18 protein-coding genes are annotated in these 21,120 nt (G+C 73.3%); 8 read left to right on the forward strand and 10 right to left on the reverse strand.

Translation table 11 applies throughout. The features are described 5' to 3' along the window. Positions 1 to 16: 16 nt before the first annotated feature. The 5 genes from ACWENQ_RS19795 to ACWENQ_RS19815 are packed head-to-tail and all read left to right on the forward strand — an operon-like array spanning position 17 to position 3,221. Complete coding sequence (locus tag ACWENQ_RS19795) at positions 17 to 1,009, forward strand: SAM-dependent methyltransferase (RefSeq protein WP_449920601.1); 993 nt, start codon at positions 17 to 19, stop codon at positions 1,007 to 1,009. A 1-nt stretch (position 1,010) separates the two neighbouring features. Further along, the gene (locus ACWENQ_RS19800; protein WP_449920604.1) at positions 1,011 to 1,220 is read left to right on the forward strand and encodes an MbtH family protein; all 210 of its coding nucleotides are present in this window, start codon (positions 1,011 to 1,013) and stop codon (positions 1,218 to 1,220) included. Beyond that, entirely contained in the window at positions 1,217 to 2,233 is a 1,017-nt protein-coding gene (gene gntD, locus ACWENQ_RS19805) for a guanitoxin biosynthesis L-enduracididine beta-hydroxylase GntD (protein ID WP_354910847.1), read from the forward strand. The genes ACWENQ_RS19800 and gntD overlap by 4 nt, the downstream gene beginning before the upstream one ends. A gap of 11 nt (positions 2,234 to 2,244) precedes the next feature. After that, complete coding sequence (locus ACWENQ_RS19810; protein ID WP_449920606.1) at positions 2,245 to 3,066, forward strand: SDR family NAD(P)-dependent oxidoreductase; 822 nt, start codon at positions 2,245 to 2,247, stop codon at positions 3,064 to 3,066. Next, on the forward strand, positions 3,063 to 3,221 hold the full coding sequence (locus ACWENQ_RS19815) for a hypothetical protein (RefSeq protein ID WP_449920609.1): 159 nt from the start codon (positions 3,063 to 3,065) through the stop codon (positions 3,219 to 3,221). Before ACWENQ_RS19810 ends, ACWENQ_RS19815 begins: the two co-directional genes overlap by 4 nt. 18 nt (positions 3,222 to 3,239) lie before the next feature. Here the strand turns inward: ACWENQ_RS19815 and ACWENQ_RS19820 are convergent, their stop codons facing one another. Continuing rightward, entirely contained in the window at positions 3,240 to 6,260 is a 3,021-nt protein-coding gene (locus tag ACWENQ_RS19820; RefSeq protein ID WP_452415541.1) for a BTAD domain-containing putative transcriptional regulator, read from the reverse strand. Between the two features lie 278 nt (positions 6,261 to 6,538). Here ACWENQ_RS19820 and ACWENQ_RS19825 point away from each other — a divergent pair, with 278 nt between their 5' ends. Next, on the forward strand, positions 6,539 to 7,195 hold the full coding sequence (locus tag ACWENQ_RS19825) for a helix-turn-helix transcriptional regulator (RefSeq protein ID WP_354910839.1): 657 nt from the start codon (positions 6,539 to 6,541) through the stop codon (positions 7,193 to 7,195). Here ACWENQ_RS19825 and ACWENQ_RS19830 read toward each other — a convergent pair. The 5 genes from ACWENQ_RS19830 to ACWENQ_RS19850 form a co-directional block, all read right to left on the reverse strand. After that, positions 7,176 to 8,390 carry an alkaline phosphatase family protein gene (locus ACWENQ_RS19830; protein WP_452415543.1) on the reverse strand — a complete coding sequence of 405 codons (1,215 nt, stop codon included), beginning with the start codon at positions 8,388 to 8,390 and terminating at the stop codon, positions 7,176 to 7,178. The two genes, ACWENQ_RS19825 and ACWENQ_RS19830, sit on opposite strands and share 20 nt — an antisense overlap. A gap of 274 nt (positions 8,391 to 8,664) precedes the next feature. Further along, on the reverse strand, positions 8,665 to 9,876 hold the full coding sequence (locus ACWENQ_RS19835) for an MFS transporter (protein WP_452415545.1): 1,212 nt from the start codon (positions 9,874 to 9,876) through the stop codon (positions 8,665 to 8,667). Further along, a complete protein-coding gene (locus ACWENQ_RS19840) occupies positions 9,876 to 11,627 on the reverse strand; it encodes a DUF4910 domain-containing protein (protein WP_452415547.1) in 1,752 nt (583 codons plus the stop codon). Before ACWENQ_RS19840 ends, ACWENQ_RS19835 begins: the two co-directional genes overlap by 1 nt. Then, a complete protein-coding gene (locus tag ACWENQ_RS19845; RefSeq protein ID WP_452415549.1) occupies positions 11,624 to 13,420 on the reverse strand; it encodes an aminotransferase class I/II-fold pyridoxal phosphate-dependent enzyme in 1,797 nt (598 codons plus the stop codon). The genes ACWENQ_RS19840 and ACWENQ_RS19845 overlap by 4 nt, the downstream gene beginning before the upstream one ends. Next, the gene (locus ACWENQ_RS19850; protein WP_449920624.1) at positions 13,417 to 14,622 is read right to left on the reverse strand and encodes a hypothetical protein; all 1,206 of its coding nucleotides are present in this window, start codon (positions 14,620 to 14,622) and stop codon (positions 13,417 to 13,419) included. Before ACWENQ_RS19850 ends, ACWENQ_RS19845 begins: the two co-directional genes overlap by 4 nt. A gap of 206 nt (positions 14,623 to 14,828) precedes the next feature. Between ACWENQ_RS19850 and ACWENQ_RS19855 the strand changes: the two genes are divergently transcribed. Both ACWENQ_RS19855 and ACWENQ_RS19860 read left to right on the forward strand, forming a co-directional pair. Further along, the gene (locus ACWENQ_RS19855) at positions 14,829 to 15,677 is read left to right on the forward strand and encodes a GNAT family N-acetyltransferase (RefSeq protein WP_452415551.1); all 849 of its coding nucleotides are present in this window, start codon (positions 14,829 to 14,831) and stop codon (positions 15,675 to 15,677) included. Further along, positions 15,677 to 16,711: a GNAT family N-acetyltransferase gene (locus ACWENQ_RS19860; RefSeq protein WP_452415553.1), complete on the forward strand. Its 1,035-nt coding sequence runs from the start codon at positions 15,677 to 15,679 to the stop codon at positions 16,709 to 16,711. The genes ACWENQ_RS19855 and ACWENQ_RS19860 overlap by 1 nt, the downstream gene beginning before the upstream one ends. 71 nt (positions 16,712 to 16,782) lie before the next feature. Here the strand turns inward: ACWENQ_RS19860 and ACWENQ_RS19865 are convergent, their stop codons facing one another. The 4 genes from ACWENQ_RS19865 to ACWENQ_RS19880 all read right to left on the reverse strand — a co-directional run bounded on the left by ACWENQ_RS19865 (position 16,783) and on the right by ACWENQ_RS19880 (position 21,065). Beyond that, positions 16,783 to 17,631 carry a nucleoside-diphosphate kinase gene (locus tag ACWENQ_RS19865; protein ID WP_452415555.1) on the reverse strand — a complete coding sequence of 283 codons (849 nt, stop codon included), beginning with the start codon at positions 17,629 to 17,631 and terminating at the stop codon, positions 16,783 to 16,785. A gap of 145 nt (positions 17,632 to 17,776) precedes the next feature. Then, positions 17,777 to 19,204, reverse strand: coding sequence for a M16 family metallopeptidase (locus tag ACWENQ_RS19870; RefSeq protein WP_452415557.1), 1,428 nt, complete (start codon positions 19,202 to 19,204; stop codon positions 17,777 to 17,779). Then, positions 19,201 to 20,331 (reverse strand): nucleotidyltransferase family protein, encoded by a 1,131-nt coding sequence (locus ACWENQ_RS19875; protein WP_452415558.1) that lies wholly within the window; start codon positions 20,329 to 20,331, stop codon positions 19,201 to 19,203. The genes ACWENQ_RS19870 and ACWENQ_RS19875 overlap by 4 nt, the downstream gene beginning before the upstream one ends. Beyond that, on the reverse strand, positions 20,328 to 21,065 hold the full coding sequence (locus tag ACWENQ_RS19880; RefSeq protein ID WP_449920639.1) for a class I SAM-dependent DNA methyltransferase: 738 nt from the start codon (positions 21,063 to 21,065) through the stop codon (positions 20,328 to 20,330). The genes ACWENQ_RS19875 and ACWENQ_RS19880 overlap by 4 nt, the downstream gene beginning before the upstream one ends. Between the last annotated feature and the right edge of the window lie 55 nt (positions 21,066 to 21,120).

Genomic DNA, 21,120 nt, shown 5'->3' on the forward strand with positions numbered 1-21,120 from the left:
GAAAAAGGAGAATCCCATGAGCGCGGATTTCACGCGCGGCCCGGTTGCGGACCTGTTCTCGTCCTATCTCGTCGCGGTGTCCCTGTCGGCGGCCGCCGAGCTGGGCATCCTGGAGGCGCTGAAGGAGCAGGGCAGCTACTCCTTCGAGACCGCCGAGGCGGACGGGCTCGACCGCGGGGTGGTGCGCCAGCTTCTGGTGACGCTCTCGTGGGCGGAGGTCGTGGAGGTCGCCGACGACAAGGCGGTCACCGGCCCGCTCTTCGAGAGCGCCTACGCCGCGCGCGGCTACTTCTACTGGATGGTCCGGGGCTGCGGCGAGCTGTTCTCCGTGGTGCCGGAGGTCGCCAGGACCGAGGACCGGACCGGCGACTTCTACACCAGGGACATGCGGGCGGTGGCGGTCGGCTCCCGGCTGATCGGCGACACGGAGGTCGAGCCGCACTTCGTCGAGCTCCTGGCGGAACTGGACTACGAGGTCATCGCCGACCTCGGCTGCGGCTCCGGCCAGCGGTTGATGGGCGCCGCCGGTCGCCGGCCAGGGGTGCGCGGGGTGGGCGTGGACGTCGCGCCGGCCGCGGTGGAACTGGCCAGGGCGTCGGTGGCGGAGGCCGGTATGGCCGACCGGATCAGCATCGTCACGGGTGACGTGCGGAACCTGGAGCCCAGGCCGGAGTTCGCCGACGTCGACCTGATCACCTGTGTCTTCCTCGGCCACGACTTCTGGCCCAAGGCCACCTGCGTGGCGGGCCTGCGCAAGCTGCGCACCGCCTTCCCCAACGCGCGGCGGCTGCTGCTGTGCGACGTGGTCAGGAGCGAGACGCTGCCCGGCCCCGACACGCGCATCTTCACCCTCGGCTTCGAGCTCGTGCACGCGCTGATGGGGGTCTACCTGCCCACGCGCGAGGAGTGGCACGAGGCCTTCCGGGAGTCCGGATGGGTGTGCGCCGACGAGCGCCACTTCGCCGCCCCGCCCAGGGGCATCCTGTTCGATCTGCGCCCGGAGGGCTGACATGAGCGCCAACCCCTTCGACGACGCCAACGGCGTCTTCCTCGTCCTGGTCAACGCCGAGGAGCAGCACTCCCTGTGGCCGGCGGCCTTCGAGGTGCCCGAGGGATGGAGCGTGGTCTTCGGCCCCGACAGCCGCGCCGCGGCGCTGGAGCACGTCGAGCGCAGCTGGACCGACATCCGCCCCGCCAGCGTCAGGAGAGCGCTCGCATGACGGCGGAGACGGTCGAGTACCTCCTCGACGGCAAGGAGGTGGACGCGATACTGGCCGTCGCCGAGCGCATCAGGGCCCTGGATGAGGACCCCGCCGACCCGGGCTTCTACGACCGGTGCTGGCACGTCCGCGAGGAGCTGCCGGTGGGACTGCGGCGCTTCCTGGAGGACTTCCGCCGCACGGAGCCGGCCGGCGTCTGCATGGTGCACGGCTTCCCCGTCGACGACCGGGCGCTCGGCCCCACCCCCGACCACTGGTCGGGCGCCGGGCAGTCGCGGACGGCGAGCGAGGCGGAGATCTTCCTCGCCCTGTGCGGGATGGTCCTGGGCGAGCCCTTCGCCTGGTCCACCCTGCAGGGCGGCCGGATGGTCCAGAACATCGTCCCGATCCGCGGCGACGAGATGCGGCAGAGCGGCCACGGCAGCCAGTCCCTGCTGGAGTTCCACACCGAGGACGGCTTCCACCCGCTGCGCTGCGACTACCTGCTGCTGTTCGGCCTGCGCAACCACGACCGCGTGCCGACCACCGTCTCGTCGGTGCGTGAGCTGGAGCTGCCGCCCGAGCAGGAGGAACTGCTGGGCCGGCCCCGCTTCCACATCAGGCCCGACGACGAGCACCTGCGCCAGCTGGAGCTGCGCCAGCCGGACCATCCGGCGCTGGAGCTGATGCGCCGGATGCGGGACGAACCCGAGCCGGTGCCGGTCCTCGTCGGCGACCCGCGCCGCCCCTACCTCCGGCTCGACCGGCCGTTCATGACGTGCGTGGACGGCGACGCGGAGGCGGAGCGGGCGCTGGACGCGCTGGTGGCCGAGCTGGAGGCCAGGCAGCAGGACGTGGTGGTCGGGCAGGGCAGCCTGCTGGTGATCGACAACTACCTGGTGGTCCATGGCCGCAAACCCTTCTCGCCCCGCTACGACGGCACCGACCGGTGGCTGAAGAAGCTGACGGTCAGCAGGAACCTGCGCAGGTCCATCGGCAACCGGGCGACCGCGAGCCCGCGGGTGATCTTCTGAGGGGGACCGTCATGCGTACTGTGGTCATCTCCGGCGCCTCCAGCGGGATCGGCTTCGCCACCGCCCAACGCTTCGCACGGTCGGGCGACATCGTGATCAACCTCGACGTGCAGCCGCCCCGCACGGTCCCCGAGGAGCCGGTCCGCTGGATGGAGGCCGACGTCACCGACTGGCCGGCCGTCGAGGCCGCGGTGGCCGAGGTCTGGGCCGAGCACGGCCGGCTGGACGTGGTGATCGCCAACGCGGGCATCAGCGTCCGGCACGGGGTGCTCAACATCGACGAGGCCACGGCGCGCCGCGTGGTGGACGTCAACCTGCTCGGCGTGCTCGGCCTGTGGCGCTGCGCCGCCGGCTACATGGCGCGCCAGGGCCACGGGGTGCTGCTGGCGACCGCCTCCGTCAACGGCTCGCGCGGCTATCCCTACTACGCGGATTACAACGCCACGAAGGCGGGGATCTTGGCGCTGTGCCGCACCTTCGCGCTGGAGCTGAGCCCTCAGGTGCGCGTGGCCTGTGTCAGCCCGGGAGCGGTCCTGACCCCCATGCAGGAAGCCGAGTACACCCCGGGGATGTTCGACGAGGTCAACCGCACCATCCCGCTCGGCAGGCACGCCCAGCCGGAGGAGATCGCCGCCGCCTTCCACTATCTGGCCTCCCCGGAGGCCTCGTTCATGACCGGCCAGGAGCTCGTCGTCGACGGCGGCGAGACGGCCGGCGCGACCACGTCCGCCTTCGGCACCGGAGGCACCACGGACGTGCCGGGCCCGCTCCCCTGGCCGCTCGCCCCGCCCCTCCCGTCGCGCAACCATCCACTCAGAAGGGACCCACGATGATGCGCCGATTCGCGACCACGGTCGTCCTTGCCGCGATCCTGACCGCCCTCTCCGGCGGCCTGGCCCAGGCCGGTGCGGACGAGCCCGGCGGCCCCGGCGAGGGCGCCAGCAACTTCCACTGGACAGGGACCGTCATCGTCGTCCCCAAGCCGTAGCGGCGCGCTCAGCAGCGTTCAGCCGCGCTCCGCAGCGAGCAGGGCGGAGGCACGGGCCCACAGCTCGTGCGCCCCCTGGTCGTTGTGGAGCATCGCCTCGGTGGCGGCCAGCGCCTCCAGGGCGCGCGCGTGCCAGACCCTGGCGCCCAGCTCCTCGAAGACCTTCGCGGCCAGGGTCAGGTTGTTGCGGGCGAGCGCGGCGTTCCCCGTCCCGAAGTAGAGATTGCCCAGCGCCAGCGAGACCGCCCCCACCACGAACTGCTCACTGACCCGGTAGGCGATGTCCCGGGAGGTGAGCAGCGCCTTCTCCGCGTTCTCCGTACGGCCCTGCTTGGCGTAGGTCTCGCCGAGCACCCGCAGCACGTAGGACTCGCCCACCACGTCGCGCAGCTGCTGCACCGTCTCCAGTGCCTTCTCGAGGGTCTGCCGGGCGGCGTCGATCCGCTGTGTGCGCAGCAGGACCTCGCCCAGCCGGTGCAGCGCCTGGGCCACCCCGCGCTGGTGGCCGATCTCCTCGAACATGCCCAGGGCCAGCCTGAGCAGCGACTCGGCCGCACCGTACTCCCTGCGCTCCATCCGCACCTGCGCGACGCAGGCCGTGACATGCGCCTCGGCCGCCCGGTCGCCGTGCGCCCGCAGGACGCCGCGCGCCTCCTCGTAGCGATCCAGCGCCAGCTCGAAGCGGCCGGCGATGCGGTCGAGCAGGGCGAGGTTGCGCAGCGCCAGGGCGCGGCCGTGGTCCTCGCCCTGTTCCGCGAACATGCTCACGGCCCGCAGGAGCAGCGGCTCGGCCGCGTCGTAGCGCTGGCGGAAGAGCTGGAGGCTGCCCAGGCCGTAGGTGATGGCCGCCTCGCCGCGCGCGTTCCCCGCCCGCCGCGCGGCGGTCAGCGCCAGCTCGTGCGTCGCCCGCCAGTCGTCGTAGTAGCTGCGTGACTCGAAGAACGTGGCCGAGGTCATCACCAGGTCCCAGCAGAGCTCGGTGTAACCCGCCGCGGCGGCCTGTCCGATGGCCGACAGCAGCTGCTGGCGTTCGGCCTCGAACCACTCGATGGGGTCGGCCAGCAGCCGGTCGAGCACCGCGGGAGCCAGCGGGTAACGCGCGGCCGAGCCGTGCAGGACCGCGAAGTCCCCGCCGAGCAGCCGGGCGTGGGCCGCCTCCGCCAGCCCGAGCCAGCAGCCCAGGGCGCGGCGCAGGGCGGCCTCCCGCTCGTGCTCGCTCTCCTCGGCCAGGGCGCGTTCGCGCGCGTACAGGCGGACCAGGTCGTGGAAGCGGTAGCGGGCCTGCCCGCCCAGACGGGGCTGGCCCAGTTCGAGGAGCTGGGCGTCGACGAGCTGCTCGATCAGGTCCTGCGCGCGGCCCTCGGGCACCTCCAGGAGCGCCGCCCCCAGCCATGGGCCGAACTCGGCCACGTCGATCAGCGCCAGCCGCCGGAACATGACCGCCACCTGCGGGGCCAGGTCGCGGTAGCTGAGGATGAACTTGGTCCGCAGGTCCACCTCGCCCTGGCTGAGCTCGTCCAGGCGACGGCTCTCGTCGGTCAGGCGCGCGACCAGGTCCGCGCTGGTCCAGGACGGCCTGATGGCCAGCCGGGCGGCGGCCACCCGCAGCGCCAGCATCAGCCCGCCGCAGAGCTCGCTGAGCCGCATGGCGCCCTCGATGTCCTCGCTCACCCGCTGCTCGCCGGCGATGCGGGCCAGCACGCCCACGCCTTCCTCCGGCTCCAGCACGCCCAGTCGCAGCGGGGTGGCGCCCTCCAGGGTGATGAGGCCGGTGAGCTGGTCGCGGCTGGTCACCACCACGGCGCAGCCCGTCGCTCCCGGCAGCAGGGGACGGACCTGGCCGGAGTCGCGGGCGTTGTCGAGGACGAGCAGCACCCGCCGTCCGGCCAGCGCGCTGCGGAACGTGGCCGCCCGCTCCTCCAGCGTGGACAGGGGGTGGTTGCGGGAGACACTCAGTGCCCGCAGCAGGTTGTCGATGACGTCGAAGGGAGACAGCGGCGGGCCGGTCTCGGAGTAGCCGTTGAGGTCGACGAAGAGCTGCCCGTCGGGGAAGCGGGAGGCGATGGTGTGCGACCAGTGCACGGCCAGGCCGCTCTTGCCCACGCCGCCCATGCCCGTGATGACCGCGATGAACGGCAGGCCGTTCTCGAGCTTGCGCTCCAGCAGCTGGTCGAGGTAGCCGAGTTCCCTCTCCCTGGCGACGAAGCCGGCGACGTCGGGCGGGAGCTGCGCGGGGACGGCGGGCGGAGCGCCGGCCGCGGAACGCTCCACCGGCAGCCAGCCCTGCCGCGCGCCGGCCTCGCCGCGCAGAATGGCCTCGTGCAGGCCGGCCAGTTCCTCGCCGGGTTCCAGCCCGAGCCGCTCCACGCTGAGCCGGTAGCCCTCTTGGTAGGTGGCCAGGGCCTCGGCCCGGCGCCCGGCCCGGCTCTGGGCCAGCATCAGCAGCGCGCGCAGCCGCTCGCGCAGCGGGAACTCGGTGACCAGAGCGGTCAGCTCCCCGACGATCTGGTAGTCGCGCGAGAGCTCCAGTTCGACCTCGAAGAACTCCTCCAGGATGGCCAGGCGCCACTCCCTGAGCCGCTCGGCCTCCGAGCGGATCACTTCGCCCTCCACGCTGGTCAGCGGCTCGCCCCGCCACACCGCCAGGGCGTCGGCGAGGAACTCCGAGGCCTTCTCCGGACGGCCGGCCGCGCGCACCGCCCTTCCCTGGCGCAGCATCTCCTCGACCTGCTTGACGTCCAGCACGTCGTCCTCGCCCAGGCGCAGCAGGTAGCCGGAGGGCGCGGTGACGATGGGGTCGTGGGCGACTCCTGCGGCGGCGAACTCGCGGCGTAGCCCGGAGACGCAGATCGCCACCTGGTTGCGGGCGGTGGCCGGCGGCCGGTGCCCCCAGATGGCCGTCCCGAGCCGGTCGGTGGTGACCACCCTGCCGACGTTGATCAGTAACATCGCCAGGACCGCGCGCTGGCGGGGCCCGCCCAGCGGGATATGCCGATCACCGGAGACGGCCTCGAGGGGACCGAGGATGCGAAACTCCATGCGCATGCCCACCTGGGTTCGTCTCAGACGTGGTCAGATGCCGTTCCTGAGCTCTCTCCACCGAAGATCGTACGGTACCCGCGGAAGATCGGTAATGCCACAAATGCCGAGAAGGGTGGGCGGTATTTGTGGCGGTGCACATGGACTTCTACCGAGCGGATCCGAATCACCCCCGACATGTACCGATAAATACCGATAACTCGCCGAAATCGCATCCACATAGCGCCCATCTACCGTTCATGGCAGATGGTCCCCCTCAGGTGAGCTGGTTGGTATCGATGTCTCTGACCGCACAGCACAGGCCCCGCACGACCCGGAACGCGGATCGCGATCACTCCCCCTCCGACCTCGGCATCTCGCTCGTCGAACTGGAACTGGCCGAGCAGACCCGCTCGGAGCTGCTGGTCCTGTCGGCCGAGCCGGACCGGATGCATCCTTCCCTGCCGCGGCTGTTCGCCAAGCTGGCCCGGCGGCGCCTGGCGATCCGCATCCTGCACGGGCCCGGGCAGCCGGGCCGCACCTCGCCCTTCACGCAGGCATGGCAGGCGGGCGCGATGGTGCACGCCGTGGCCGGCCTGCCGTACCAGGTGCTGGTGCGGGACCGGATGGTCGTCTACGTGCCGCACCCCGACCAGCCCGCCGCCGACCGGCTTGAGCGGGTGGCCAACCCGCTGGTCGCCGCCTCCGTGGCGGGGGTGTTCGACACCATCCACCGGATCCTGACCGACCAGCAGCGCGGCTGCGTGCCCGGCGGGCAGGAGGAGCACGAGGTGCTGCGGGCGCTGAACGACGGGCTGACCGACGACCGGGCCGCGGCCCGGCTGCACCTGAGCAAGCGCACCTTCGCCCGCCGCGTGGCCAGCGTGATGGAGAACCTCAACGCCACCAGCCGGTTCCAGGCCGGCGCGGAGGCCGCTAGGCGCGGCTGGATCTGACCCAGCGCGCCAGCGGCACGAGCGTCTCCTCGGGGCTGCGGGCCCCGTGCTCGAAGGCCAGCCCCGGGTCGGGGATCGGGAAGCGCGGCGAGGTGGCGACGGCCACCACCGCGCCGATCCGCTCACGCACCGGCCCGGTCGGCTCCAGCAGGCCGAGTTCCCCCAGCGCGGTCGCGGGCAGCACCTGCGCGTGGCCCTCGAGCGCGGCGGCCAGCCGCTCGGTGGCCTCCTCCTCGCGGCCGGGCCGGGGATACAGCCAGCGCACCCGGCCTGCACCGCCGCCGGGCAGCTCGCACAGCTCCGGCGTGTCCAGCCGCGCCCACCGCTCCACCAGCTCCCTGTCCGGCGTGGCGGGCACCAGCCCGTGATCCGACCAGGCCATCACGTGCCAGCCCCGCCGGGCCCAGTCGAGCGCGTGCCGCTCCAGCCGGCCCAGCGCGTCCACGGCCCGGCCGTCGTAGCCGTGGCGGTGCACGTGGTCGTCCAGGTTGACGTAGATCCACAGCAGCAGCGGGCGCGCCCGCCGCGTCCCGATGACCGCCTCGACGTCCGCCGCCACCCCGGCCACCAGCTCCTGCGGGTCGCGGGTGAGTCTCCCCGAGGCGGGGGTACGGCGCGCGCCGCGCGTCAGGGCGGTCACCCACGGGCTGGCGAGCGTGTCCAGCTCGCGGCCGGCCACGACCGCATCGGCGACCCCTGCCGCCCGCTCGAAGAGCGTCGGCCATCCCGCGAGCGCCCTCCCGCCGGCAACCCCACCGGCCATCCCGCCGACCATCCCATCGGCCATCCCCCCGGCCGGTCCCACGGCTGTCTCCGCGGCCATCCCGACGGCCGGTCCCGCGCCTGTCCGCCCGGCCGGTCCCGCGGCCGTCCCCGCGGCCGGTCCCGTCGGTTCCCGTGCCGCCGGGCGCCCGTCGACCGGTCGCGCGAGGGTCTTCCCCGTGATCACGTCGACCAGCGGACCTCCGGCCCGCTCCCGGTAGGCCGCGCCCACGACCAGGTGCTCGGCCACGGACGCACCGGTGATCGACGACATCCAGGCGGTGGCGGACGTGCTCGGGAACGTCGAGGTGAGACAGCTCAGCTCGGCCGCCCGCCATGCCCGGCCGGCGGCCTGCCAGGACAGCCCGTCGACGGCCAGCACGACCACGCCGCGACCCGCCCGGCCCAGCTCGTCGAGAACCAGGCCGGGCACATCGCACAGGGAAGGCCCGGGACGGGGCGCGATCCCTGTCCCGGGCCCGGTCATCTCAGTAGTTCGGCACACAATCGGTGCACGTCGTCCGGAATTTCACGACCTGCACCTCCTGGCGTGCGGCCAGCATCTTCTCGACGAATTCCGGAGTTGTCATAATTGGCGTCTTTACCGTGGCCTGGACGCTTTCCCTGATCACATGCGCCTCCTGCGCCGGGTGGACAATTTGTCCACTACCCGATGCATTTAACTCTAGAAATCCGGAGTTTTCGGGTCAATTAGCATGAGAAATGCTGGCATCAACCCGCCATTGCCTTGCCACCAGCACATACGCCGCCACTGCCGCGAAGGCCGTCGCGCTGAAGGCATAGATCACGCGATACTCCACCAGCCCCACGATCCACGCCCCGGCCGCCATCGACAGCACGAAAGGCAGGTCGATGACCGCGTCCATCGCCGTCAACGCCCGGCCCTGCAGTCCGCTCTCGGTGCGCCGCTGCACGAGCGTGGTGGTGGCCACCATGAAGATGGGAATGGAAAGGCCGACGAAGATCCCCGCCACGCACATCGTCACGTCGGTCGTGGGAATGACCAGCGCCAGCCCGGCCGTGCTGAGGGCGAACCCGATCGCGGCCGTCCGGTGCTCGCCGAACCGTCTGATGAGCCGGCCCACCACGAACCCGCCGGCGACCGATCCCGCGCCCTGGAAGGCGCCGATGACCCCGATGAAGGCCGCCGGACGCCCCAGCCCCTGCTCCACGGCGGCGAACATGGCCGGGTTGACCAGACCGGCCGCGCCGAGCGCCGCCGCGACCGCCAGCACGCCGCCGCGCAGCTCGCGGTCGCCCAGGATGTGCCGGACCCCGGCCACCAGATCGGCCCGGAACCGGCCTCGCTCGTGCGGTTGCGGCCGGGCCAGGTCGGGCGCCCGTTTGAGCATCAGCAGCACCAGCACCGACACCAGGAAGGTCCCGGTGTCCAGCAGCGCCACCGCGCCCAGCCCGAGGCTCGCGTAGACCGCGGCGCCCAGCAGCGGCCCGAAGATGCGCAGCCCCTGGCCGAGCGAGCTGAACAGCCCGTTGGCCTCGCCGAGCATCCCGTCGGGCACCATCGAGTGCAGCAGGCCGCCCCGGGCGGCGGTGAAGATCTGGTTGGCGAAGCCGTACCCGAGGGTCACGACGAAGACGATCCACAGGTCGCCCGGATGCCGCACCAGCAGCAGGCCCAGCACCAGCACCCCGGCGGCCAGGTCGTTGACGATCAGCGTCAGCCGCCGGGGGAAGCGGTCGACCAGCAGCCCGGTCAGCGGCGCGAAGAACGACGGCACCGACAGCAGCACGAAGACCACCCCGGCCATCGCGTCCGAGCCGGTCAGCTCCTTGACGTAGATGGCCAGCACCACCAGCAGCGCCCGGTCGCCGACCATGTTGATCGTCTGGCCCAGGAACAGCAGCAGGAACCGCCGGTCACGCAGCAACTGGCGCATCAGCCCTCCTCCGCCCAGCCCGCCTCGACGAGGACGGTCAGGAAGTCGTTCGCGAACTCGCCGGGGACCGGCAGCTCCGCCGCGTGGGCGGCGTACGTGGTGACGGCCGCCCGGTCCCGTTCACCGTCGATGCCGTGGGCCAGCGCGAGCATGAGCGCGTAGGAGCGGGCCCGCTCCGCCGCCACCTGCCCGTCGATCCACGCCCGCCCGGCCGGACCCGCCGCCTCGGCCAGCCCGCGCAGGTTGAAGGGCCCTGACCAGGTACGGCGCAGCCGCGGCCCGCCGGCCCCCGCCGGATCCTCGCCGGGAAGCAGGTCCGCCAGGTGCCCGGACAGCGCGCGCAGCCAGTCGCGGGACCGGCCGCCACCCGGCCCGTAGAGCGCGTCCACCCCGTCGAGCGCCCCCAGCGCCACGGCGGTACGGTGCCGCAGGAACCCCCGGGTGGCCCGCTCCCGCCCCGGCAGGCACTCCATCACGCGGGCCGCGCCCCAGCCCATCGCGATCCGCTCCAGTTCGCCGCGATCGCCTGCCGCCCCCGCGAGCACGGCCGCGGTGGCGCAGGCGATCGCGGCCGTGCGCCTGAGCTCGTCGGGGTCGAGCTTGTCCAGGGTGTCGGCGGCGCTGTGGTTGAACCGGTCAGGCCAGTGCCCGAGCGACACCGTGGGGCAGGCGATGGCGGAGTCCACCAGCAGGCTGTGGTCGGAGGCGCCGACGAACGGCGTCGCCCGCCAGGCCCAGGTGTCGCAGGCCACCGCGCCCGAGTACGAGCGGGCGGCCTGCGGCAGGGCCGCCACGACGTGCTCGGCGAGGGCGTTGACGAGACCGGGCAGGTGGTCGGGACTGCGCTCGACGATGAGCGGCCCGCCGCACCGGCGCTGGTCCTGCCCTGCCATGTCGACGTTGACCGCCGCGACGGGCACGGTGGTGGCCACGTCGTGAAGGTAGGCGGCCATGCCGGTGAACTCCGGCCCCCACACGAACCTGATGCCCCTGCGCCTGGGCAGGTCCCTGGCCACGGCCGCCGCTCCCAGCAGCGCGGCGGCGCCCGAGGCGTTGTCGTTGACGCTCGGCCGGGGATGGCACAGGTGGGCCGACAGCAGCACCTCCTCGGCCGCCTCGCCCGGCAGCACGCCCGTCACCAGCGGCATCGGCGCCCGCTCGTGCACCTGGACCACGACCCGGACGCGGCCCCGCCGTACCAGCTCGGCGACCTGGGCGGAGGTCAGGCTGAAGGCCACCAGCGGGCCGCCCGGCGGCAGCTCGATCCGGCCGGGCCCGGGCAGGCGGTCGGTGACCAGGCCCAGCGCGCCGTGGCGGGCGGCGAGCTCGATCGCGGCCGCCACCGGCGTCTGGGGGTCGTCGTGCACCACCAGCGCGCCGCGCAGTTCCCCGGAGCGCAGCCGGACCACCGGCGCCATGATCCCCTCGCCGGGGGTCGGCGCCGAGTAGGCCGCCAGCGCGAAGGGCTGGTCGGGGTAGCGCGCCACCCCGGCCAGCTCGGCGCGCACGGGCGTCCACGAACGGGGCGACCGGAAGCTCCACCAACGCCGGGTGCCGTCCGCCGGGAACTCCAGCAGCCGGACATCGCGCAGTCCGGCCTGCTCGGCGCGGTCGGCGACGTACCGCGCGGCGGCCATGACGCCGTCGGAGGCCTGGTAGCGGTCGAACCCGGCCAGTTCGGCGACGTCCTTGACGGCCTGGTCGACGTCGAATCCGGCATGGACCAGGCGGACGGCTTCGCCGACGTTCACCTCTCCACCGTCCGGGCCACTGGTCGGGCCACTGTTCGAGCCTCCGTCCGGGCCGCCGTTCGGGCCACTGACTGGGCCTCCGTCCGGGCCGCCATCCGGCGCAGGGCGCTCCTGCGTGCCGCCGACAGCGGCACGCTGACGCGGGTCAGTCCGGGCAGCCGCCGGCCCGCCAGCCCGGCGGGCAGCTCGTCCTCGGTCACCACCCACGGCAGGTCGGGGTGTCCTGCCTCGGCCCGGCAGCCGAGCGCGGCCAGGGCGGCCACGAGCTCCGGCTTGGCCGCGGCCACCGCCGCCCGCAGCGGGGCGAGCACGTCACCCTGGTCGAGCAGGCGCAGCGCGAGCTCGAGGGACAGGGCCGACACGCCGAGTGGCGGCACCGCGGCCCGCACGGCGGCGGCCACGTCGGGAGAGGAGATCGCGAACCCCGCGCGCAGCCCGCCGCAGCAGTAACCCTTGGAAAGGCTGCGCAGCACGACCAGGCCGGGTACCCGGGTGGTCAACGGGACGGCGCTGGCCGCCGGGCCGAGGTAGGTGGCGCACGCCTCGTCGACCACCAGCACCCCGCCCACCGCGCTCACCGCCTCGGCCAGCTCGGCGACGTGGTCGAGGGGCAGCAGGTCGCCGCGGACGCCGGGGCGGTCGAGCAGGACCATGGTGGGCCGCTGCGCCGCCACGTCCTGCCACCGGTCGAAGACGCGCACGTCGGCGCCCCGCCGGGCGGCCCAGGCCGGCAGGTCGGGATGGGCGTGCGGGCCGTGCAGCAGCCTGCCCGGCCCGGCCAGGGCGTGCAGCAGCCCCGTCGTGCCGGCTCCGGTCACCACCTGGCCTGGGCTGAGCTCCACGGCGAAGTGGCGGCTGAGGACCGGCGCGGAGCGGGCGCCGCCGTAGGGGTCGTCCAGGGCGTAGTGCCGGGCCGCCTCGCCGGGTTCGCCGACGCCGTGCCAGGCGCGCTCGACGGCGTCCCGTACGAACTCGACCTCGTCCGGCGCCCACCGCAGGTCCACGCCTGGCTCGGCGGTCGCGTGGCGGAGCACGGCCGGCTCGGGGCGGGCCGGCGCGACCGCCACGAGCTGGACGTAACGGGTCCCTGGCCGGACCGCAGACCCGGCGGTGAAGTCCGCGTCCGCGCGCAGGAGCTCGAAACCCGCCTCCCCGACCAGGCGCGCCACCTCGCCCGGCAGGTAGAGCCGGACGTCGTCCCGCAGCACCGCGACCGTGCCGTCGCGCCGCGTGACGCGCAGTTCCCCGCGGCTGCGCCCCGACAGCGGGTCGTAGGAGCGCAGGAAGTCGAAGACCTCGCCGTCGGCCTCGAAGCGCGCCGTCGGCCGGTAGCCGGCCAGGATCGCCGCGACGTTGGAGTGGTCGAGGACCAGCACGCCGCCGGGCGCCAGCCGGTCCCTGACCCGGCGCAGGAAGGCCAGCTGCTCGTCGTCGCGTCCCCATCCGAAGGACTGCACGCAGATCGCCGCGTCCACGACCGGCAGCTCGGCGCGGGTCAGCAGGTCCGCGGGCACCAGCTCCAGCGGCACCCCGGCCCGGACGGCCGCCGCGCGGGCCTGCTCCAGCGCCCACGGGCAGACGTCCACGCCGGTCACCTCGTACCCGTGCCGGGCCAGCTCGACCGCGTGCCGCCCCGTCCCGCAGCCCAGGTCGAGCACCCGCCGCCCTGGCGCGTGCTCGGCCAGGACCTTCACCAGGTAGTCCACCTCGGCGGCGGTGCGCTCGGCGGTGTACTCGTGCCGCGCGAACCGCCAGTAGTCCTCGGTGAAGTAGCCGGTGTACCAGCCTGTCACGCGAACTCCTGCCGGGCGAAGAAGTCGCAGACGTCGCAGACGCCGATGGGGTTGCGCACGCCCTCCTGGAGCACGAACACCCCCTCACAGACCCGGCACTTGTCCTCGACCAGCGGGAACATGGAGCGCTGCATGGTGGCGAAGGCCTCGAACAGGTAGTAGTCGATCCCCGGCCAGAGCCCGTAGAGGTGGTCGGCCATCGCGTAGGCCATCGAGCGCTCCTGGGGTCCGGTGGTGAAGCGGCCCGGGGTGCCCTGGCGGTTCAGCTCGGGCGCCACCAGCTCCAGGTAGATGGTCAGTTCCTTCTTGGGGATGCGGTAGAGGGGGAAGATGTAGCGCATCCCGCCGATGTGCCGCACGGGGATGCCGCCCATCCGGTAACCGCTGGTCAGCCAGGTCACCATGCTGGCCACCAGGTCGTCGGCGTTGAAGCCGAAGGCGACCGTGCCGGCGCCGATGCTCTCGGCGTGGTTCTCCAGCATGCGCCGCAGCACCTGGTGGCCGACGACCATGCTGAGGTGGCGCCGATCCCCTCCCACGACGCTGTTCATGGCCTCCACGAAGGGCCGGCGGAGCTTGAAGACCCGCTCGATGTCGGCGGCGTCGACGATGACCTGGTCGATGCCGAGCCCCTCGGCCGAGGCCCTGGCGGCGGCGAAGGTGGCCGGCTCCTCCCAGTCGGGCAGGCCGGTGATGGTCACCGAGGTCATCGAGAAGTCGGGCAGCCGGTGCCGGGTGCGCTCCAGGAGCTTGAGGAAGGCGACGCTGTCACGGCCGCCGGACAGCCCGATCACGACCGAGTCGCCCGGGTTGAGCACGCCGTGGCTGAGGACGCTCTGGACGAAGGTCTCCTCCACGTAGCGGACGAAGCTCTCCTCGTCGAACTGCTCGACGCGCCGCTCCAGGCTTCCGGCGGTGTCGAACAGGATGGACTTGGTGTAGATCGGGTCGGGCGTGCCGTACACGGTGGTGGCGGGCCGGCGGGTGACGTCGAGGTCGTAGTGGCGCACCTGGCGCAGCTCGATGACGTCGTGCTCGCCGACGACGGTCGTCTCCTCGGGGACGATCTTCCCGTTCCGCAGGGTGATCACCGCGTTGACCGGAATGCCGTGGGCCGTCAGCACCTCCGTCAACGGCCGGCCGGGGGCGGCCTCCAGGGTTTCCGATCCGCCCACCTTATTGTGGAAGACGACATGAGCCACGACTTCCTCCTTGCCTCAATTAATGCTTAATATCGTTCTACATCCAAAGAAAGGGCGATATGAGAGAGAACGTGGAAGTTGGCATATTCACGTCAATCGAAGCCCTTGACGGCGCGGAATGGGATGGCGTCGTGGCAGCCTCGGGGGCGCCTGTTTTCTATCAATCTCGTTATCTGCGGGCATACGAGAGCTTTCCGCTGACGCCGGTGAAGTTGTTTCGCTATTTCGTGGTCCGCGAACGGGGGCGGGCCGTGGCCGTCCTGCCCGTCTCGCTGATCGACGGCCTGGACCCGCTCGGCCAGCTCCGCGCCCGCTATCCCCTGACCGGCCAGGAGCCTGGCCTGCTCAGCCACGTCTGGCACTGCTACGACGCCTGGCTGCCCGGCGCGCCCCACCTCGAAGCGGTCGTCGACGCGATGCGCGAGCTGGCCGGCGAGCTGGGCGCGGCCTGGTACGGCTTCGTCAACGTCGCCCACGGCTCGCCCCTGCGCGAGTCCCTGATCGAGCTGGGCTTCCCTGCCGAGCACATCGAGGACCGCTTCCGCCTCGACCTGCGCGGCGTGACGGACCACGCCGCCCCCGCCACCCCGAGGGGCCGGGCCAACCTGCGGCGCAACCGCCGCCGGGCCGCCGAGGCCGGCGTGTCGTACACGGTCAGGCCCGCGGGCACCGCCGACCTCGCCGAGATCGGCAGGCTGTGCGCCATGACCGCGGCCAAGCACGGCTCGAGCGGCTTCTACCCGCCCGAGCTCTTCGCCGGTTTCGTCACCGCGCTCGGCGATCTCGCGCAGGCGGTCGAGGTCCGTCAGGGCGAGCGGCTCATCGCCGCCGGTGTCTGCCTGCGCGACCGGCACCGCTTCCACGCCTGGGCCTGCGGGGTCGACTACCGGGTCGACGGCCGCTTCAGCCCCTACCCCCTGCTCCACGCCGCCACGGTCGAGCAGGCCATACGCGAGGACCGTACGCTCTTCGAGGGCGGGCGCGGCAACGCCGTCTTCAAGCTCAAGCACGGGCTGGTCCGGCTCGGCCTGGACGCCTGCCTGCTGGAGGTCTGATGCGCGTCACGGCCGGCCTGCGCCCGATCGCCGACGGGCCGCTCTTCGCCACCGGCCGGTGGCTGGCCGCGATGCGCGACCGGGTGCCCGGCCTGCCGTACACCTTCGAGCTGGACGGGGCGGTGCTCCACGGCACGGTGGTGCGCGGCGCGCATCCGGGAGAGCCCTTCGACCTGCCGTACATCCTCACCGCCGACCCGGCGCAGCTGCCGCTCAGCGAGGCCGCCCGCGCCGCCCGCCGGCGGTTCGCGGGGTCCCCGGCCTGGACCCCGCACCTGATCGTCATGCTGCCCGGCTACGAGTGCCACCCGCTCGGCCCGGCCGCCCGCGACGGCGCGACGCTCGGCGACCTGGTGGAGGAAATCGTGGCCTGGTCACGCGCCGAGGGCCTGCGCGCCGTCGCCTTCCTGTACACCACCACACCGGAGCTGCAGCAGGTCCTGGGGCGCCGGGGCTTCGCCCGCATCCCCCTGTCCTACTCGTGCGAGCTCTCACCCGGCGTCCGGCTCCCGGCCAAGCGCCGCAGCGAGGCCCGGCGCGAGCTGCGCCGGCTGGCCGAGGCAGGGGTACGGCTGCGCGTGAGCGACATCTCCCGGCCGGTGCCGGGGATGGTCGACCTGAAGTGCCTGCACTCCCGCAAGTACGGCGGCGCGGCGGACCCGGCGGCCGTCGCACACCGCCTGGCGGCCCTGTGCGACGGCGGAGCGCTGCTGTTCAGCGCCGAGCACGACGACCACCTGGTGGGTTACGCCCTCTTCATCCCTCACCGGGAGACGTGGTACTGCGTCAGCACCGCCAGGTGGTACGGCTCCGCGGCGGCCCGCCACACCTACTTCGCGACCGTCTTCTACGAGCCCGCCCGCCACGCCGCCGAGCAGGGCGTCACCCGCCTCCACTACGGCCAGGGCAGCTGGCGGGCCAAGCTGTCCCGTGGCTGCCGGGCGGTCGAGCTGCCGGCCTGGGTCCTCGCCCTCGACCCGGCGCTCGAGCCGGTCGTCGAGTGGAGCGCCCGGACCACCGAGCTGTCACCCTGAACGCCGGAGGGGCGGGAAGAGCACCGAACTGTCACCCTGAACGCCGCAGGAGCGGGAAGAGCACCGAACTCTCACTCCGAACGCCGGAGGGGCGGGAAGAGCATCGAGGTCTGCAGAACCGCCTGTTCCCAGCGGTCGAGCGCCAGGCCGTAGCAGGCGAGCAGGGCGGCGGCCCTGCGCAGGTCCACGCGCGGCAGGCCGGGCAGGAACTCGCAGGCCAGCAGGTCGGCCAGCGGATGGCGGGGCGGCAGCAGGGCGGCCAGTTCCGCGCCCGCGCCCGGCCGGGCGCTCGCGGCCAGCTCCGGGGCCAGCTTGCGCGCCTCGTCGTCGAGCTCGTGCCAGATCGCGGCCACCACCCGGGAGCGCACTCCGGCGCGCACGTCGTCGAACTCCCTGCTCTCCTTGGGGATGCCCGCCTCCAGCAGCGCCACCAGGTCGCGCAGCGCCCGCTGGTCGCCGTCGAGCGGGGTGCCGCAGCCCGGGCCGAGGAAGATCTCCGCCTCGTGCCGGGAGTCCTGCGGGCTGTCCGAGCTGTGCACGATGTCCAGCATGACGTTGACGCCGCGCAGGTCGCCCCGGATGGTGCCGGGCGCCGCCTGCGCCGGGTCGCTGGCGCCCTTGAGGGCACGCAGCCTCGCGTGAGCGTCAGCCGTGCACCTGTCCTCTACCAGCAGGACGAGGCTGGGCCCGAGGTCGAACACCAGGTCGACCTGCCGGTAGAAGTAGGCCTTCCAAGCGGAAGTGATCTTGCTTTCGTGAAAGGCGTCCTGGTTGGGCGGCCGGTGCCACACCACCTCGTAACGGACCGGCTCGAACCCGTGCTCCTCAAGGATGTCGAGGACGGGAGTGCACAGATGCCGCATCAGCGCATCGGGCGGAAACAGGAACAGGACGGTCCTGTCCCACACGATCCCAGTCATCCGTCACTCCCTGGAAGACGCCTCAGCCCTTGCGGGACTTCGATACTCGGGGACGTCGCGACACGACTCGGTTACGGTCCATTCTCTGCTCCTCACTTCGTCTGCGGGCGGCCGGACAAGCGCCGCCCGCGGCCCATTCCTAGGCTTATGTTCGCCCCATTTCCCGGTGATTTTCCGGGAGCGGGAGTTCTTGGCAGGAAACCGCCATTCCGGCGACGGCCACGATCGACGGCGCGACCATTCCCGGTGCGACCGCCCGCGCCGCCTCGTCCAGCACGACCACCCGCGCGATCCCCTCCGGCGCGACCACCCGCGCCGCCGCCTCCGGCGTGACCGCCCGCGCGATCTCCTCCGGCGCGACCACCCGCGCCATCTCGTCCGGCGTGACCGCCCGCGCCATCTCGTCCGGCGTGACCGCCCGCGCGATCTCCTCCGGCGTCACCGCCTCGATGGCCGCGAGCTCGCCCGCGAGCGTCCAGTCCGGGCAGCCGGCCACCAGGGCGTGCCTGCCGTACAGCAGGGCCTCCTCCAGCGACTGCTCCGCCTCCAGCCGCAGCAGCGCGGCCGTGCGCCGCGCGGCCCGCGCCACCTCCGCCGGCGACCAGGCGGGCTGCGCCAGCAGCGCGACGGCGGTCGCCACGACCTCCTCGACATGCTCGGGCGCCGTGGCGACGAAGGCGCGCCACACCCCGGTGTCGCGGTAGGGCGCGGCCAGCGCCCACAGCTCGTAGCAGAGCCCGCGCCGGTTGCGCAGCTCCTCGGTCAGCAGCGCCGAGCTGGCCCCGGCCAGCAACTCCATGAGCACCAGCCAGGCAGGTCGCAACGGGTGCCCGTACGGCACCGCAGGCCCGCCCAGCACCACGCCAGCGGTGTCGCTGTTGAGCTCGAGCGCCTTCCGCCCGGCCCCCACCACCGGCGGGCCGGCGCAGGCGGGCGGCGTCCACGGCGGGAGCGCGGCCAGCGGCCCCTTCTCCAGGGCGCCGGCCACCGCCTCGGGCGCGGCGCCGCCGCAGACCACGACCCCCGCCGAGCCCAGCCACCGGGCGTGGTGGGCGCGCAACGCCTCCAGCTCCACCCGGCCGACCTCCTCGATCGTGCCGCCGACCGGGCGGCCCAGGGGATGGCCGGGGAAGGCGAGGTCGAAGAAGACGTCGTGCACCACGTCCAGCGGGTCGCTGGCGGCCAGCCGCAGCTCCTCCTGGACCACCTTGCGCTCGGCCGCCAGCACCGCGCCGCTCAGCTCCGGCTCGGCCAGCGCCCTGGCCAGCACGTCAAGGGCGCGCACCGCCGCCTCGGTGGGCACCCGCGCGTACAGCACCAGGTGCTCCCGGCTGGTGATCGCGTTGGCCTCCCCGCCCAGCGCCTCCAGCAGGTCCACCGCCCGCTCCCCGCCCGCCGACGGCGCCTGCAGCAGGATGTGCTCCAGCAGGTGCGTGCCGCCCGCGGTGGCCTCGTCCTCGTCGCGGGATCCGGTGCGCAGCCACACGCTCACCGTGGTCACGTCGGCCTGCGGGCGGTGCAGGACCCACGCCGGCGGGCCGCCCGCCGGGTCGGCGCGGACCGGTCGCGTCACAGCGCGCCCGCCGCCTTCGCCCCGCCCAGCAGTTCCTCGTCCACCTCGTCGCCGTGGACCAGGATGAACCGCCCGATGGGCGTGTGCGCCCACAGCGCCCCGCCGCTCTCGCCGATCGTCAGCCGGTCGGTGCGGACACCGCCCTCGACCGGAAGCGCGAACAACGTCAGCCCCGCCTCCAGCGCCGCCTTCGGGCTGAGCCGGTCCAGCACCGCGGCGCCCGTCATGCGGCTCTGCAACACCGTCGCGGCCAGGCTGACCGGCCTGCGCAGCGCCTTCACCACCGTCGTGCGCCGCCTGAGCCGGCTGGCGCGCACCAGCGCCCTGCGCTCCCCCGGCAGTTCGGGCACCTCCAGCGGGCCGGCCGCCAGCAGTGCCGCCAGCTCGGCGTACTCCGGCCAGAGCGCCAGCTCACTGACCGCCAGGGCGCAGGCCCGCAGCGTCCCTGGGGAGGCCGCCCCCAGCAGCACCGCCACGTCGATCAGGTCCCTGGCCCGGTAGGGCTGCTCGAAGCGCTCGTAGAGCAGGGCCACGAGGTTCTTCACCACCGGGTCGCCCGGCACGCTCGTGCGGTGCGGCGCCCCGAGGCCGTCGCCCAGGTAGGCGAGCGTGCTCAGCTCGATCCCGTACGGCAGGCCGTACGGGTCGTCGGGCCGCCTGCGCAGGCTCAGGATCACCTCCGGCTCCCGCTCCAGCCGGATGAAGGTGGCCGTGTGCATGGACCAGCCATCGTCGAGCAGCCAGGCCGCCAGCTCCCACAGCCGTTCCCGCTGCGGCACCCAGAAGTCGAGGTCGTTCATGTACCTGAGCAGCGGGTCAGGGTATCTGTCGGCGATCTCCAGCCCCTTGAGCGAGACGACCGCGACGGGCAGGCGCGCCTGCTGCTGCCGGTAGAACGCCATCCGCCCGCGGTGTTGCGCCAGCTCGTGCGCCAGCCCCGGGCCCAGCCGCCGCCCCTCGCCCTCCCAGGCGCTCAGCAGTGTCGCCACCAGCGAGGGCTGCTCCCGCCTGGCGACGTACAGCATCTCGCCGGGAGTCTCCAGCTCCTGACCGGTGACCAGCGCCAGCGTGCCCTCCAGCTGGGCGGCGCTCACCCCGCTCACCCCGACCCCGCTCACCCGGCTCATCGCGGCGGCCTGCGCAGGCACCAGACCGCGGTCGAGGACTCGGGTGCGAGCGGCCTGCCGGTGAAACCGGCGTACGCGCCCTCCACCTGCCAGCCCGCCGCCTCGGCCCAGCCCGCCACCTCGGCCATGGTGAGGAAGCAGAACCGGATGGGCGGGAAGTAGCCGCGCTCGACCACCCTGCGGTCACCGTCCAGCCGCTCCACCAGCCCGACCAGCTCGGCCTCCAGCCCCTGCTTGTCGAGCATGCGGGTGATCTCGTAGATCGCCCGGCCCTCGTCCCAGACCCGCAGCCGGGGCACCCCGTCCCTCGCCTTCTGCCGCTCCGGCCGGGGCTGCACCACCTCGAACGCCAGCCGCCCGCCCGGCCTGGCGTTACGGAAGGCGCACCGCAGCGCCTCCGGCACCGACCGCCGGGACAGGTGGTTGAGGGTGTTCTGGCCGCAGTACTGCAGCGCGGCCGGTTCGGGCAGCTCGCACGCGGCGAGGTCGGCCCTGATCAGCCGGATGCCCGGCCCCAGCCGCGTGCGGGCCTCGGCCAGCATCGCCTCCGACACATCGACGCCCACCTGGGGATCCAGCTTGGCCGCCAGCCGCCCGACCCCGATCCCGAGGTCGGCCACCGGCCCGTCGGCCGCGCCGGCCAGGCGCTGGTAGAACTCGATCTCGGCGGGGTCGTCCTGCGCCATCGCCGTCCACGCGCTGTAGATCTCGGCCCAGTGGTCGAAGTCCGCCATCGACGGCTCCTTTCGCGTCGGGCCTCGATCACACCATCCGGGTCCGGCGGCGGCC

This window comes from Nonomuraea sp. NPDC004354, assembly GCF_053602555.1.